The sequence below is a fragment of the Planktothrix paucivesiculata PCC 9631 genome (assembly GCF_900009265.2).
Classification (GTDB): domain Bacteria; phylum Cyanobacteriota; class Cyanobacteriia; order Cyanobacteriales; family Microcoleaceae; genus Planktothrix; species Planktothrix paucivesiculata.
In genome coordinates this window covers 1-15,731 of sequence record NZ_LR735015.1, presented here as the reverse complement: position 1 = coordinate 15,731, position 15,731 = coordinate 1, and the positions used below count along the sequence as shown (strand labels likewise).

The window sequence follows — 15,731 nt, the reverse complement described above, 5'->3', positions numbered from 1 at the left end:
CTTTCCCATTATTAACGATTATTGGTTTTTGCAGCGAGCTATTTACCAAATGTTAACTGTCGAATCTGTTGAAATTGAAAATCCCGGGCTAAAGATCTCAAACTCGTGGCTAAAGCTTGATGTTCGGGGGGGATTTGTTGGACTAAATGCAGAACTTCTTCTTCATCACAGAGGAGACAGGCTTCCTGTAGGGCAATAATCCATTCCTGCGACATCACTAACAAACTTTCAGAGGTTAAGGATGGGTTAACTGAAGATGAGAGAATAGAGGACTGGGCGGCGGAAGGGGTAGAGTCTGCATAGACATATTTTAATTTCAAATATTCAGCCATTTTACTGAATAGTTCATCTTCCTGGAAGGGTTTACTCAAGTAGTCATTACATCCCGCCGATAAAGCTAGGTTGCGATCGCTTTTGGAAGCATAGGCAGTTAAGGCAATAATAACAGTATTTTCACCATCTAAACTCGCGCGAATTCGTTGAGTGGCTTCATAACCATTCATAATCGGCATTCTAATATCCATCCAAATCAAATGGGGCTGCCATTCTTCCCATAAATGGAGAGCTTCTTGTCCATTTTCAGCCTCTTTCACCTGTAGGCCGATTTGAGTTAATAATTTAATCATCAATTGCCGATTTTCGGGTTGATCATCGACCACTAAAATTTTATATTCCGGTTGACCCGGAGCTAAACTTAAGACCTGGCGACTAATTTCTAGGGATTGAATTGGGCTTCCCTGGGTGACTAATACCGGAATTTCAAACCAAAAGATACTCCCAACACCTAGGTTACTTTTAACTCCCAAATCTCCCCCCATTAACTCAACAAATTTCCGAGTAATTGTCAGTCCTAAACCCGTTCCTTCGAGGGCTTTTTTCCCCGATTGACTTTGAATAAACGCATCAAAAATATTATTTAATTCTGCCTCAGCAATTCCGGCTCCCGTATCTTCAACCTCAAATTTCAGGGTTAGGTATTGACCTTGACCCTTCAGGAGTGTGGGTTGGCTATTTTGAATTCTAGGGATTGAAGGTTCTCCCTCACTCCCCTGAGATACAGTTAAACTCACACTGCCTTTCTGGGTAAATTTAATAGCATTTCCCAAAATATTAATTAAAATTTGTCGAAGTTTATTCGAGTCTGTAATAATATATTGAGGGACATTAGGGTCAAGATTGAGACAAAATTTTAGTCCTTTTGTTTCTACTCGTAAACGGAACATTTCCCAGATGGATAAAATCAAATAATTCAGATCAAAGGTACTTTCGTCAACGGTCATCCGTCCGGCTTCTATTTTGGATAAATCTAAAACATTATTAATTAAATGCAGCAGATAATCACCACTACGGCGAATAATTTCTAAATTTTCTTGTTGATAGGCAGGAAGGGCGGAATCATGGCTCATTAATTGAGCAAATCCCAGAATTGCATTTAAGGGAGTTCTTAATTCATGACTCATATTGGCAATAAAAATACTTTTGGCTTTATTCGCAACTTCTGCGGATTCTTTCGCTGTTTGCAGTTCTAATTCGACTTGTTTGCGATCGCTAATATCTAAAACTGTTCCAAACAGTTGTACAATATTTTCTTGTTCATCTCTGACTCCTTCTCCCCGAACCTCTAAATAACGAATTGAACCATCTGCGCGAATAATTTTATAATCTAGTTCAAAGGAAATACCGGTTTTAATTGCTTGTTTAATATTATATTCAATATGGCGAAGATCTTCAGGATGAACATACTGTAAATACTCCACATAACTGGATTCAGTCTGGGATTTTTCTAAGCCAAAAATTCTTAACATTTCCTCTGACCACATCATTTTTTGAGTGGCAACATCAAATTTCCAATTGCCAATATGAGCAATCCGTTGAGCTTCTACTAATGCTTCTTCACTTTGTCGCAATTTTTCTTCAGCAATTTTTAGTTCGGTTAAATTTCTAATACTAATTACTACCCCAGAAATATTCTGATTTAGTTCATAATAAGGGGCGTAGGTAATACTCAAAAATTGATGGTCTAGGGGAGGGGAATTTGACCAACAATGATAATGAATAACTTCTCCTTCTAAACACCTTTCTAAGTTGGGTTTCATAATCTGTTCAAATTGGTATTGACCAACAAAATCCATCACCGGACGACCGATTAATGCTTCCAAAACTTGATGATAAAGACTCAAATAAGCCGGGTTAGCTAATTGATAGGTATAGTTACGATCAATCAAACAAATTTGATCCGTTGTCGCCGCCACAATTCTCTCGTAACGGCGTAAAGATTCCTCCGTGCGTTTACGTTCACTAATATCTTCACAAATTCCCATGGAGGCAATAATTTGACCTTGGGAATTTCTAACTAAAGCTGTAGATAAACTAATATCCACTAAAGATCCGTCTTTTCGTAGACGTTTTGTTTCCACTTGGCTCAAGGTATTAGCTGAAAAAGTGTTTTCAACCATTTGCTGAAATTCCTGTTGAAAATCTTTAGGGATTATCGGTAATTTTTGACCTATTACCTCATGAAAACTCCAACCAAAAATCCGTTCCGCCGTCGGATTCCAAACTAATATATTACCATGATGATCAATGACATCAATCGCCACGGGGGCGGCTTGAATTGTCGCTTTTAATAAATCATTAACTGCTTGTAAAGAGGCTTCAGTTTGTTTCCTTTCAGTAATATCTTGATAAACTGTTAAAAATAGTTCTCCCCATTCATCGGCTAATAATACCGTTGAAACTAATAGGGTTTTTGTTGCTCCTAATTTAGTAATAATATTGGTTTCAATATTATGTAATGATCCTTCATGGATTACCTGTTGTAATCGTTCCCCAGCCTCTTGATAAGCTAGGCTCTCAGGATAAAGTAAGCGCATGAAATCGGGATGACTTTGAGTGTCTTCTACACCATATCCAGTGATCTTTTCCATTTGGGAATTAAAGATCAAAAATTTACCTTGGGTATTGCTCAAGGTGATTCCATTACCAATGGTTTCAATTACTGTTTGTAAGCGTCTTTGGGTGATTTTGAGTTCAGATTCAGCTTTTTTTCGCTCATTAATATCGACCCAATATCCGACAATTTCTAAAGGTCTACCTTTAGGATCTCTAACCAACTGCATTTGCATATCTAACCAATGATAGGTATAATCAGCGTGTAGAAATCGATATTCATAATTAAAGCTATCTCGTTTTAAAATCTGCTTCAAACCTGAACGCAATAGTTGAATATCTTCCGGGTGAACATGATGTAACCAAAAACCAGGATTTCTGAGAAATTCCTGAGCAGAATAACCCAATAAACGATGCACATTATCACTAATAAAAGTAATTTCATAATCTCCATCCCGTTGACAACTAAAAATTACGGCGGGACTTACCGTTAATAAATATTGCAACCGTTCACTAACAGACCGTAATTCTAATTCTACTCGCTTACGTTCCGTGATATCTAATAACACCCCACCCACTCCAGATGCAGCAGTTTTAATATTAGTAGATAGGGGGAAAAAGGATGCCATCCAATAACTCCTAATTCCCGGTTGCATATATTCTCCACTAATTTCTAAATCCAGAATGGGGTTGCTTTTATTTAATACTTCATCACAAACAAATTCTAAAATTGCTGTATATTCATAAAAAACATTTTGAATTGATTGCCCAATATGATCTTTGGGGGAAATTTTGTGCATTTTGGCGATCGCATTGTTAATTTTGATGATTTTTTTTTGATCATCTAAAATTAATAATCCGGCGGGAGCACAAGCAAAAAAAGCATCTAACCAGGATTCTCGTTGCGCCAGTTCTCGCTGCAAAGCTTGGTGTTCTGTAATATCTCGTCCCTCGGCAATTAAAAGTTTTACTTTTCCATCTTCATCTAATAAGGGACGCAGAGAAAAATCAATGGTTTTAATTTGATTACCTTGACCTAACATATCAATTTTATAGCGAATAAATTCTCCTTGAGTAGCCCGATTAATTGCATCTTTGAGTTGGGCTTGGGATTGGGGACAAATCGGCCACCAGCACCCTTCCCAAAAAGGTTGATTCGCAACTTCTTGAAGTTGTAAACCCGCAAAATCTAAGGCAGTTTGATTAATTTCTAAGGTCAGTCCTTCACAGGTTAATAGTCCCATGAATTGAAAGGTTTGATTAAAAATCCCTCGGAAACGGGCTTCACTATCTTTAAGGGCGGCTTCTACCTGTTTACGGTCGGTAATTTCAGCGACAACAACTCCCAGGGCGATGGGTTTTTGAGCTTGTGAATTGATCGGAAAATAAGAGATTAACCAAGTGCGATGAATACCGGGTTGTTTGGGGGTTTCTCCAGAAATTTCAACGGAAAGAATTGAGTTTCCAGTATTTAAAACTTCTTGAAATATTTGTTCTTGTTGAATGGCGATTTCGGGTACGATATCCCAGGGAGTTTTCCCAATATGATCGGCCACGGAAACCCCATTTATCTCGGCGAGGGCTTGATTAATAAAAGTATATTTGAGTTCCGTATCCAGAATCGTCATCCCTACTGGCGCACTGGTAATAAAAGCATCTAATAATTGTTGTTTTTGGAGTAATTCTGCTTCTAGTTGTTGGCGATCGCTAATATCTTGATCAATTTTAGAGACTCCAATCAATTCTGTGTCAGACGATTTAATTTTAATCCAAATATCATAACCATAAAGAAATACAATTAATCCACTTAGAATCAAACTAATGAGATTGTAAATTATAGGGATAAGAAGATAATTAGTAAAAATAAGTTGACTGATACCAGTGACTAGAACCAGAAATCCTAGCCCAAATATCAATAAATTTATCCGTGCAGAAAATCCATTAATATCTCCTAAATATTGAGTAGGATTTGATGAAAATGACCATTTATTACTCATCATAACACCTGCCCTTTTTAGTGGATATACCTATAATGATCTGAATTAAAAAATCTGGTTAAGATTAAAAATAACAAACAATATTTTTACCATTATTTTTGGCTTTATATAGAGCTTTATCGGCTTTTTTAATTAATATTTGTGGCTTTTCCTCTGCTAAAGGAATTAAACTACTAACGCCTAAACTGAGGGTTACTACACCTTTTTCTGGGGATTTTTCATGGGATAATTGCAAGTTATAAATGGCTTCTCGAATTTTTTCCGCGACTTGTAGCGCTCCTGGTAGGGAGGTATTAGGAAGAATCACGACAAATTCTTCTCCTCCATAACGGGCAACTAAATCCGCAGGACGTTTTAGGGTTTCATTAATAGTTTGGGCAACTTGTTTTAAACAATCATCCCCGGATAAATGACCATAGGTATCGTTATATAATTTGAAATAATCAATATCAGCTAAAATTAGAGAAAGCGGCAGTTTTTCTCGTCGGAGTCTGAGCCATTCTTGTTCTAAAATTTGATCAAACCGCCGGCGATTTGCCACTTGAGTTAATCCATCTAAATTTGCTAAATTTTCTAATTCTTGATTGACTTGGTGTAGTTGTTGATAAAGTTGAGATTGTTCGATGGCGATCGCTAATTGATCCGTAACCACTACGGCCAGTTCTACATCACTTTCTGACCAAGGGACAGAGTGATGTCTCACAATACTTAAACTTCCCCAAGCATCTCCATTAGCATCCACAGGAATCGGCAACCAAATCCTAGAATATTGTTCAACCAAATCCTGATTAAAGGGATTGATAATGGTTTCGGGATCTTCGACGCAAAAAGTCTGCAATAATTTTAAACGTTCTGTTAATAAATAACCCGTATTAGACAGTTTGATATTGACTAATTTAGCCAGATCAGAATTGGGAAAATATTCAACAATCGGTTGCCAAGTTTTGGATTCAGATAAATGTTGAACAATGGCTACCCAATCAGCTTGTAAAAGTTGACCAATTTCCGTAACCGCCGTAGAAAATACCGTTGATATTTCTAAGGAATTACGCATAGCCCGAATGACTCGGTTTAAGGCTTGTTCCCGTTGATATTGCGATCGTAAAGCCTCTTGAGCCTGTTCCCGTTCTAAAATTTCAAGCTGAAGTTGTTTTTTGTGCCATTGAATCGTGAGTTGATTTTTTACCCTGGCTAACACTTCTTCGACTTGAAACGGTTTGGTAATATAATCTGAACCTCCTACACTAAATGCTTTAACTTTATCTAATCCATCACTCAAAGCACTCAGAAAGATAATCGGAATATCCTGAGTTATGATATCCTGTTTTAATATTTGGCACACTTGATAACCGGATAAATCCGGCATCAGAATATCTAATAAGATTAAGTCGGGAGGACTCTTTTTAATTGTCTCCAGAGCCTCGTAACCATTACTAACCGCTCGAACTTTGTAGCCGTTCTCTCGAAGGAGATTGACTAAGAGCCTTAAATTCGCTAGTGTATCATCAATAACTAGCAAATCTGCCCTAGGTGCAAAATTATAAGACACATACATTTGCTCTAATTCAGCTAACATAATAAACCTCAGATTAAATGGTTTTTAATCTGCCAGTCTGAGATTACTCTCCATTATACCCCGATCAGAGACCCAAGTTTTATTTATTCTATCTTAATCTGTTCTGAACAGCAGTAAAGTTAATGATTTGCCCACCTTAGACCTAAATAGATTTTGGAAGCGGATCTATTCAGTTTAAACTGGAAGATTATAAATAAAAACTGAAGAAGCGCACAAAAGTTTGATTTTCTTAATAATTTGTTATATCTTGGAAAAAATAGATATAACTAAAATTAGTCACCCCTTGAGGGGATAAATAATGCTGATGTATAGATTTAAACGTCATCACAAATCATTTTTGGGGAGACTGTTCTGTTATTTTGTATTTCCATATTAACTGCCCAAAAGGTAATCAATTAACCATTACTCACCGATCAAAAATTACAAGACAAGCCACAACCTCCTATAGTCGAATCCGGTTAATTACTTCTACTTGTCAATGTTGTAACTATCACAAAGAAGGACAAGAAATCATTCCCCAAGAAAATAATAGTAGTTCCGGTCGAGGCAGAAGTTCAGGCGGTGGTGGTGATTTTGGTGTGGATAATAGTGGGGCGGTGGGGTAGGGGAAGATTACTAAATTATAGATAAAATTCCCAGTTAACTTTTAATCTTCACAAATCTATTATTTATGTAAAATCAATATAAAGCAATGATTAAATGTTGCCAATTATCTGAAACAGAGCTATGATAGTCTTAGGAGTATTATTACTCAGGGCATCTAACAGTTTATTGGGTCAGGAAAAAAATTGATTAGCAACTCTTATCACACTTCCGACCATTCTACCGGTCACTCCTTTTCTACTCCTTTGGGAGTGACAGCAGAAGCGATCTATGAGTTTTTCCTGCATGGGGTACAAACATCGAGTCCCGAAGCCGTTTTAGATACCTTTGAACAACTATTCTTCTACCTGCTCTGTCCCAGCGAACCTAAAGTACAAAGGGCTTTAGAGAGCATTCTGAGTGTGGAAACCGGGGAATCTTGTTTTCATAGTACGATTCAAAGATGTTGCTATATTCTGATTAATAATTGGCTGCTTAGACGTCAACAAAGGTTAATTAAAAACCTCATCCAAAAATTATCAAACCCCCCGGATATTAATCAAACCTGTTTATCGATTCAAGAAAGCCGACTAATTCTATGGGTTAACAACTTTTTAAACAGTGAAGATTATCAAAATTTACTTCAATGTGCGAATTTTGATCGCAATAATTGGAGTAGCCGTTATCAATCCTATTTATTAGTTCCTCAATACCTGAATCCTCGCAATTCCAGGGAACAAAAAGAAGTCGCCCGCAATTTAGCAAAACAGCTTAAAGATAAATATAAATTTGATTTGGCGATGTATATTACCCGTTTAGACTCTCCAACGGGTAAAAATCGTAAACTAAATAATCCTACCCAACTCGGGGATGAAGTCGTGAGTTTAATTAAACAAACAATTTCCACCCAGCGAGTCTTTAATTATGGTACTCAAGCCAATTTATTTTTACAAAATAGTCAGGATTTTAATTATCAAGCCTTTAAGCAATGTTTGCCTCAATATTTATTGTTTAATCTGAGTCAGCAATATCCTGCTAATATTCTCAGAGACAAAATAGAAGAAAAATTACAATCTTTGTACCGTCTTCATGATGACAAAATTGTTAATAAAGCTCTGATTATTAGAACCTGCAACCGACTGATTGAGTTTTTATTAATTGAACAGGGGAAACCTCCCTCATTTTTATTTAACTTAATGATTCGTCAGGGAAGTCAACTGACTTTAGTGATTTTACTGCTCAAATTGGTATTATTGGGGAGTCCCTGTCGAACCTATTTAGACATTTGTATTGCCAATTTAGTTCAATTCTATCAAGACCATGAGGAAGTCCGGTGTCAGGGCTTAATTCAATTTTTAGAAATTTTTAATTTAGTCTTTACCTTATTTACAGAAAATGTCCAATATTTTTTAGTCAAAACTAAAGATTTAGACCCCGGAACTCAGTCGGGAACAGAATTAGACACCTATCGTTTATTTTGTCAATTTAAAGGGCCCGATTTACGCCATACTAATATTAAAGAAATTGAGTTAAAAGGTCAGGATTTACGGGGTGCAGATTTGCGCGACATGGATTTAAAATCGATTAAACTCATTCGAGTAGATTTAAGCCTAGCTAAACTCAGCCATGCGGATTTAAGTCAGGGAATTTTTACAGAAACTAAATTTTTTATTTCTAATCTTAATTATACGAATCTCACGGAGGCTAATTTAATTAAAACAGATTTTCGTCGGGCTGAATTAAAACACGCTAATTTAACTGCTACGGATTTGCAACAGGCTAATTTTAATCGTGCTGATTTAAGGGGAGCAATTATCACAAAAGCGAATTTACAAGAAGCGAATTTAGAAAATAGTGATTTAACTGAAGTAGATTTATCCGCTTCTAATTTACAACGGGCTAACCTGAGTCGAGCTAATTTAAAAGGAGCTAATTTAAAAGGAGCTAATTTAAAAGGAGTTAATTTAAAACGAGCCAATCTGGAAGAAGTTAATCTGGAAGGAGCCAATCTCGAAGGAGCCAATCTCGAAGGAGCCAATCTGGAAAATGCTAATTTAAAAGATGCTAATTTAAAAGGTGCTATTTTATCTCAAACTAACCTACAATCCACCAATTTATCTAATGTAAATCTTATGGGCGCAATGATTAATCAAGCCAATTTAACTCAGGCTATTTTAATCAATGCCCAACTGAGAGATACTAATTTAGCCCAAAGTAATCTGAGTTATGCAGATTTAACTAAAGCAGATTTAACTCGAGCTAATTTAATGCAGGTCGATTTCACTTGTGCATCTTTAATAGATGCAATTGTTCGTCATACTAATCTCAAAGATGCTATTTTATTATACGCTGATTTACAGGGTGCTAATCTATTTCGTAGTGGGATTTCCGAAGCGCAAACTGTCGGGGTTAAATTAGGGAATAATGCGGGATTATCGGATCAAACTCGAATTTTTTTAAAGGGGGAGGAGATTTGATCAAACAACGTAGTGAGGCGTTCACGCCTCTATAAGATGCGCTTAATCCCAACAACGTAGTGAGGCGTTCACGCCTCTCATTAGGAGAAGATGCGCTGAAGCGCAACAACGGCGCAACAACGGGTAGAGACGCGCCGTAAAGACGCGCCACGGGGGTAGAATTAAATCAGTTTAACTGCCCGCAGGGTAAACATAATTCCTGCTGCTGCGATTAAAGCACCCGCATAGATGACCAGGTAAGCGATCGCGCCATCGGCTGTAATCATTAGACATCTCCATAAACATTACTCTATTGAATCATGAGTGATCATTCTGTGACTATCCGTAACGGGTTAAAAATGGAATACAATTTTTAGAAATAACTTGATGAGGGGAAAAAATGGATTCGATTATTAGAGTAGATTTAGGTTCATTATCCTATAATATTGCTATCGGCACTGGAAATTTAGACAGATTAGGGGAGGAAATGACCTCCTTAAATTTAGGTAAAAAAGTATTATTAGTTTCTAACCCGGAAATCTTTAATTATTATGGAGAACGCACCCGCACCGCTTTAGAAAAAGCCGGGTTTGATGTGGCAATTTGTACCCTTCCCCCCGGAGAAGAATATAAAACTCCCGAAACCCTGCAAAAAATTTATGATGCGGCGTTAAAACATAAATTAGAACGTTCCTCCACAATGGTTGCTTTAGGGGGAGGAATTATTGGAGACATGACCGGATTTGCGGCGGCGACTTGGTTACGCGGAATTAATGTGGTGCAAGTTCCTACCTCTTTATTAGCGATGGTTGATGCGTCTATTGGAGGGAAAACCGGGGTAAATCATCCCCAGGGAAAAAATTTAATTGGGGCGTTTCATCAACCGAAATTAGTCTTAATTGATCCCGATGTTTTGCAAACCCTTCCTGAACGAGAATTTCGCGCAGGAATGGCAGAAGTGATTAAATATGGTGTGATTTGGGATCATAAATTATTTGATAAATTAGAACAATCCCAAAACTTAGATAATATTCAATCTTTAGATAGTGGATTATTACAAGAAATTTTAACCCGTTCCTGTCAAAGTAAGGCCGATGTGGTGAGTCAGGATGAAAAAGAATCGGGGTTAAGAGCAATTTTGAATTATGGTCATACCATCGGTCATGCCGTTGAAAGTTTAACCGGATATACCGTGGTCATTCATGGGGAAGCAGTGGGAATTGGCATGGTCGCCGCCAGTCAAATCGCGCTTAAATTAGAATTATGGGATCAAGAAAGCGATCGCCGTCAGTTGGCCATGATTGAGAAGGCAAAATTACCGACCCAACTTCCCCCCGGACTCAAGATTGATGAAATTTTAGAAAGTCTACAAACGGATAAAAAAGTCAAAGCTGGAAAAGTCCGATTTGTTTTACCGACCCGCATCGGAGCCGCAACGGTAACAGATATTGTCACTTCTGATATAATTCGTCAGGTGTTAGAAACTTCTTCTATGAATTGTTTGGCTTAGACGGGCAAAATTTCATATAAATGTCATCGGATTGACACATTAACTTCATATCCTGACGATAATCTATAAATCAAAGGCAAGTTAACTCCTCACATCAAAATCACGTTTCGTTCCTCACCACTGGCTCACCCCCAGTGGATTTTTTTTGCCTGATTAATTGTTGTTGTACACTGGAAAACACTGCACTTAAACCGGGCTAAACTCACCCATGAGAAAATGGACTCCGATTCTACTGTTAACCCTCTATTTACTAGCGGTAGGGGTAACAATTGGACTGAAAAATCAAGATTGGATTGTGGCTCAAGGCATGACATTATGGCAACAACAGCCCGCGCCCGCACCCTTTGAGCGGGTGATGGCGGAAACAGTCTCTCCAACACCAAAGCCCGCAGATGTCAAACTGGTGGCCGATGAGGAGTCCGCCGAACAGCCCCAGGTGAGGGAGCCAGAACCAGAAACCATAGTTAATGTTAATAATATTCCTGTGCCGGGAACCTGTGCCCTCCAACCCGACCCGAACCCTCCCGTTAATGGTAGACCGGGGCCAGCCGTTAATCCAGTGACGTTATATCGGTTTCGCCGGCCAACGGATCTGCAAACGGCCAATCTTCAAGGTGGGGCGGGTTACAGTCCCAATGAATATCAAGCCCTGGCGAATGCGACAAATTACGGACAGCGATTTTTGTATGATATTAATGGCCAGCCCGTGAATAATACCCCGATTGTGGTGCTCCATGAAACCGTATCGGATGTTTATAGTGCGGTGAATTTGTTCCAAAATGCCCAAGCTTCGGAGGATAATCAAGCCAGTTATCATACTTTAATTATGTTAACCGGGGATATTGTTTATATTGTTCCGCCGGATTTAAGAGCTTTTGGCGCGGGAAATTCGGTATTTGCTAGTTCAACGGGAACGGAAACCGTAAAAACCCATGCTAAACGTCCGCCTTCGGTGAATAATTTTGCCTATCATGTTTCTTTAGAAACCCCTGTGGATGGTCGTAATAATGCCAATTCTCACAGTGGTTATACGACTGCACAATATCAATCTTTAGCCTGGTTAATAGCAAAAACCGGAGTTCCTGATTCCCGAATTACAACCCATGCGACGGTTGACCGTTCGGGAGAAAGACGAGATCCTAGAAGTTTTGATGCTCAACTTTTTTCGCAGTATTTACAATCCTATCCCCGGACTCAGGAAATTATGATTAGTTGTCAATCAGCTTATCTGAATTAAAATTATTTGTTGTTGCCTTGTTGTTGCGCTTAAGCGCATCCTCTCTTAATTATATTAGAGCCCTTCAGGGCTCACTACGTTAGCGCACTGATAACTGATTGATGAGGACTGCCCCAAATCACGGTTTCATGTTTATAAATTACCATCCCAGGTTTAGCCCCTTTGGGTTTATAAACGTGCTTAGGTTTAGTATAAATAACCGGAACTTGTTCACTATTTCTAGCTCGACTATAATAGGCTGCTAAATTAGCGGTAAACTGTAAATCAATATCATCAGCAACCTGTCCGGGGTTTAACCGTAATAAAACATGACTTCCGGGGATTTCTTGAGTATGAAACCACAAATCATAATCCGTGGCTAATTTAGAGGTTAACTGATCATTTTGACGATTATTTCTGCCAATTAAAACCTCAATTCCGTTAGGGGTTTGATACCGATGGAATTGTGTAGATAAAGTAGCATTAGGACTGCGATAATCAGGAATATTAATATAACCTTGTTGAATTAACTCCTCTCGAATTTCGGCTAAGGTTTGTAAATCTTCGGCGGTTTTGTAGGTTTCAACTAAACTAATTGCTGACTCGACTTGTTCTAAATAGTTAATCTCGGTTTTCACTTCATTTAATAGGGGTTCTACGGCAATTCTCGCCCGTTTTAACTTTTGATGTCGTTTATATAAACTTTGAGCGTTTTGGACGGCATTACTCTCGGGATTGAGGGGAATTTTAACAGGTTCTCCCGTCTCAAAATCCGGTAATAGAATCTCCTTCATCCCCGGTTTCCATTCGTGCAGAAAAGCCATTAATAAATCCGCTTTTGCCCGATAATCGTCCGCTTCATCGGATTGTTGTAACCGTTGAATAAATTGATCTGCTTTAACTTGTAGTTTCTTTAAAACACTATTCAGTTTTTGACTAACTTGATGGTGTAGTTGCTTAAATTCCTGTTGATTTAACTCATTTGTATAATAAGTATTAATTAAAATTTGAACCGTTTTAACTTCAGCAATAATATCTAAATTCCAAGGAATAATATCATAACCTTTTTGGGTATAATGAGGAATAAAATTATTATTTTCTAAGGTTTTTAGCCAAGTTTGCCAACTTTGAAATAACCGATTCCAGTCTTCTGAATTCAAGCTATTAGTGGGTTGAGTTGGATCTAAACTGGCAGCTTCAATCATTCCTTGAACTAACCCAGAACTTAAACCCCGATAGTTTTTTAAGAGTTGTTGTTTTAAGGCACTGGGAATTAAACTCACCCGCTCTTGCCAACGGGATTGATCTTCATTTAAACTCGGAATGGGTTCGGTTAATTTGGGGGGAAGTTCATAGAATTGATTCGTTAAAATCGGTCGAACACTCGACTGTTGTAAATTCACTTGATGGGCAGCAGTCACAATAATATTATCCGATCCAGTTAAAATTACATTACTATATTTTCCCATAATTTCCACATACAAATGCCATAGGGGATCATCCCCCGGACGTTGGGCAAATTGCAGATCTAAAATTCTTTCCCAGGGGTCAAATTGCCGAATTTCAACTAATGCTAATCCCGCCAATTGATGACGAAGTTGATCACTAAAAGTAAAGGTATCAGGAATCCGGGGGGGGGAATCACCGATACAAATTCTGGCGGCTTGGGGATGCCAAGAAATATCTAACCAGCCTCGACTTTTGAGGGTGCGTAACCCCAAAGAAATCGTAAAGCGATCACGTTGATACACCTGTTCTAACCGGGCTGGAAGCCAGTCTTGCCGCAGTTCACAACAGCTTGCGATTAATGTTGTTAAATCAAAAGATTGCATAATATTTGCCTGATCGCCTTAACCATTACCTATTGTCTCACTATTTTTCCCTCAACTTGACCTAATTTTCCAGAATCAAGTTTTTTTAACCTATACTGGGTTTAAAATTTTCAATTATTTTTGATCCGCGACTTAATTTTGAGTAAATTTTCATGAAAAACCTGCTGACTCGCTTAGATTTGTCTTATCTTTATGTCTTTTTAGGAGAAGCAACCCTAGGTTTAACCTTTATTTTTTATATTCTCTTAGCCCGGGTTTTAGGGCCGGAGGAATATGGAATTTTCACATCAGCTTCTGCTTTAGGCGCAATTTTGGCCTTATTAATTCAGTTTGGTTTACCTGTGCTTTTAAACCGAGAAGTTTCAGCAAATGCCGAAGTTGGATCAAAATTAACATCCCGGTTTATTTTATTAGAGTTACTAACATCAATTCCGGTTTTTATCATCCTATATCCCATTGCAATTTTTATGGGATACAACGAGCAAAATACCCTAATTATTTGTTATATTGTGGTATTTTCAGAAATTTGCCGCGCCATCAAAATGACCCTCCGGGGAGCATTAAAAGGCATGGGATGGTTTAGGACAGAAACGGTTTTTGTTGCCCTAGAACGGGCTGCTACGGTGGTTATTTCTTTGGGGGTATTATATGCTACAAAAAGTTTAACTTTAGTCGTCATTAGTATTGTTGTTGTCCGACTTTTAGATATTTTAGTTCTACTCTACTACCTCAGTCGTAAACTGCCAATTTGGTCGCCGTTTACGATTAGCGATTGTTGGGATTCATTACGGATGGCTTACCCTTTCGCCCTGTCGGGAGTTTTATGGATTTTATATTATCAAGTGGATTTAGTCATGTTACAAGCAATTGGATCAACTGTTGAAGCGGGATATTATAGTGCCGCTTATAAAGTTATGGAGATGTTTTTTGCCTTACCCCGAGTCATTTTTCAGGTAATTTTTACTCGATTTGCTAAATATCATGCGAATGATCCGAGTCGTTTACCTGAACAATTATATAAAGCAACTCGCCTTTTATTAATTGGAGTTTTACCTGCGGTGATTATAGCTGGATTCTTACAACAGATTTTACTTCCCTTAATTTATGGCCCCGAATTTCAGCGATCGGTTTACTCCTTAGCAATTTTGTTACCAAGTTTAGGAATTAGTATGTTTGGCAATTTAGCCCAACGATTTTTACAAGCAACGGGACAGGAAAAAACCTTACCTAATATTTTGTTTTGGACAGCATCGGGTAACGTTTTAATTAATTGGTTTTTAATTCCCCAGTTCGGAGGGCCAGGGGCTGCGATCGCCACTTTAATTAGTGAAATTGCCCTATGTTTACTGGGATTACAAATTATGATTCGCACACCCTATTCCCACATTGCTAAAAAAATTATGGGGATATGTTTACTCAGTTTATTCGCAGCCGCCTGTCCTTCTTTTATTATTTATGGCTTAAATCCCAGCATCGGAATTGCTTTAATTATGGGTTCACTTTTAGCCATTCTCTATTTAGCTCAACGTCGTCGTTTTCTGGGTGAATCTAATCCTTTGGTCTAAAAAAATTAGACCTCTTAGGACTTACGCAGAATAACCAATTATACACCATCTGTAGGGGCGAACGGCCGTTCGCCCCTACTAGATATGGTTGTTTTGCGTAAGTCCTGT

At 38.1% G+C, this 15,731-nt stretch carries 9 protein-coding genes; 5 read left to right on the top strand and 4 right to left on the bottom strand.

Annotated elements, in window-relative coordinates; genetic code table 11:
* Positions 1-38 precede the first annotated feature (38 nt).
* Together PL9631_RS11765 and PL9631_RS11760 are read right to left on the bottom strand one after the other, a co-directional pair.
* On the bottom strand, positions 39-4,889 hold the full coding sequence (locus PL9631_RS11765) for a PAS domain S-box protein (RefSeq protein ID WP_083620557.1): 4,851 nt from the start codon (positions 4,887-4,889) through the stop codon (positions 39-41).
* Between the two features lie 61 nt (positions 4,890-4,950).
* Positions 4,951-6,462: a diguanylate cyclase gene (locus PL9631_RS11760; protein WP_083620556.1), complete on the bottom strand. Its 1,512-nt coding sequence runs from the start codon at positions 6,460-6,462 to the stop codon at positions 4,951-4,953.
* 359 nt (positions 6,463-6,821) lie between these two features.
* On the opposite strand from PL9631_RS11760, the gene PL9631_RS11755 reads away from it, so the two are divergent.
* Complete coding sequence (locus tag PL9631_RS11755) at positions 6,822-7,067, top strand: hypothetical protein (protein WP_083620554.1); 246 nt, start codon at positions 6,822-6,824, stop codon at positions 7,065-7,067.
* Positions 7,068-7,250: 183 nt separating this feature from the next.
* A complete protein-coding gene (locus tag PL9631_RS11750; RefSeq protein ID WP_083620553.1) occupies positions 7,251-9,521 on the top strand; it encodes a pentapeptide repeat-containing protein in 2,271 nt (756 codons plus the stop codon).
* A 161-nt stretch (positions 9,522-9,682) separates the two neighbouring features.
* Here PL9631_RS11750 and petL read toward each other — a convergent pair whose 3' ends face one another.
* The gene (gene petL / locus PL9631_RS11745) at positions 9,683-9,787 is read right to left on the bottom strand and encodes a cytochrome b6-f complex subunit PetL (protein WP_231516710.1); all 105 of its coding nucleotides are present in this window, start codon (positions 9,785-9,787) and stop codon (positions 9,683-9,685) included.
* Positions 9,788-9,900: 113 nt separating this feature from the next.
* Between petL and aroB the strand changes: the two genes are divergently transcribed.
* Both aroB and PL9631_RS11735 read left to right on the top strand, forming a co-directional pair.
* A complete protein-coding gene (aroB, locus tag PL9631_RS11740; protein ID WP_083620551.1) occupies positions 9,901-11,010 on the top strand; it encodes a 3-dehydroquinate synthase in 1,110 nt (369 codons plus the stop codon).
* A 208-nt stretch (positions 11,011-11,218) separates the two neighbouring features.
* Positions 11,219-12,247, top strand: coding sequence for a peptidoglycan recognition protein family protein (locus PL9631_RS11735; RefSeq protein WP_231516709.1), 1,029 nt, complete (start codon positions 11,219-11,221; stop codon positions 12,245-12,247).
* A gap of 74 nt (positions 12,248-12,321) precedes the next feature.
* Here PL9631_RS11735 and PL9631_RS11730 read toward each other — a convergent pair whose 3' ends face one another.
* Complete coding sequence (locus PL9631_RS11730; RefSeq protein ID WP_083620550.1) at positions 12,322-14,058, bottom strand: Rqc2 family fibronectin-binding protein; 1,737 nt, start codon at positions 14,056-14,058, stop codon at positions 12,322-12,324.
* Positions 14,059-14,210: 152 nt separating this feature from the next.
* On the opposite strand from PL9631_RS11730, the gene PL9631_RS11725 reads away from it, so the two are divergent.
* Positions 14,211-15,623 (top strand): flippase, encoded by a 1,413-nt coding sequence (locus PL9631_RS11725; protein WP_083620547.1) that lies wholly within the window; start codon positions 14,211-14,213, stop codon positions 15,621-15,623.
* Positions 15,624-15,731: the final 108 nt, after the last annotated feature.

What these genes read in the sequence shown, in the direction of transcription:
- PL9631_RS11765 (WP_083620557.1), bottom strand. Translation starts at nt 4,889, where the DNA reads ATGATGAGTAATAAATGGTCATTTTCATCAAATCCTACTCAATATTTA.
- PL9631_RS11760 (WP_083620556.1), bottom strand. Translation starts at nt 6,462, where the DNA reads ATGTTAGCTGAATTAGAGCAAATGTATGTGTCTTATAATTTTGCACCT.
- petL (WP_231516710.1), bottom strand. Translation starts at nt 9,787, where the DNA reads ATGATTACAGCCGATGGCGCGATCGCTTACCTGGTCATCTATGCGGGT.
- aroB (WP_083620551.1), top strand. Translation starts at nt 9,901, where the DNA reads ATGGATTCGATTATTAGAGTAGATTTAGGTTCATTATCCTATAATATT.
- PL9631_RS11735 (WP_231516709.1), top strand. Translation starts at nt 11,219, where the DNA reads ATGAGAAAATGGACTCCGATTCTACTGTTAACCCTCTATTTACTAGCG.
- PL9631_RS11730 (WP_083620550.1), bottom strand. Translation starts at nt 14,058, where the DNA reads ATGCAATCTTTTGATTTAACAACATTAATCGCAAGCTGTTGTGAACTG.
- PL9631_RS11725 (WP_083620547.1), top strand. Translation starts at nt 14,211, where the DNA reads ATGAAAAACCTGCTGACTCGCTTAGATTTGTCTTATCTTTATGTCTTT.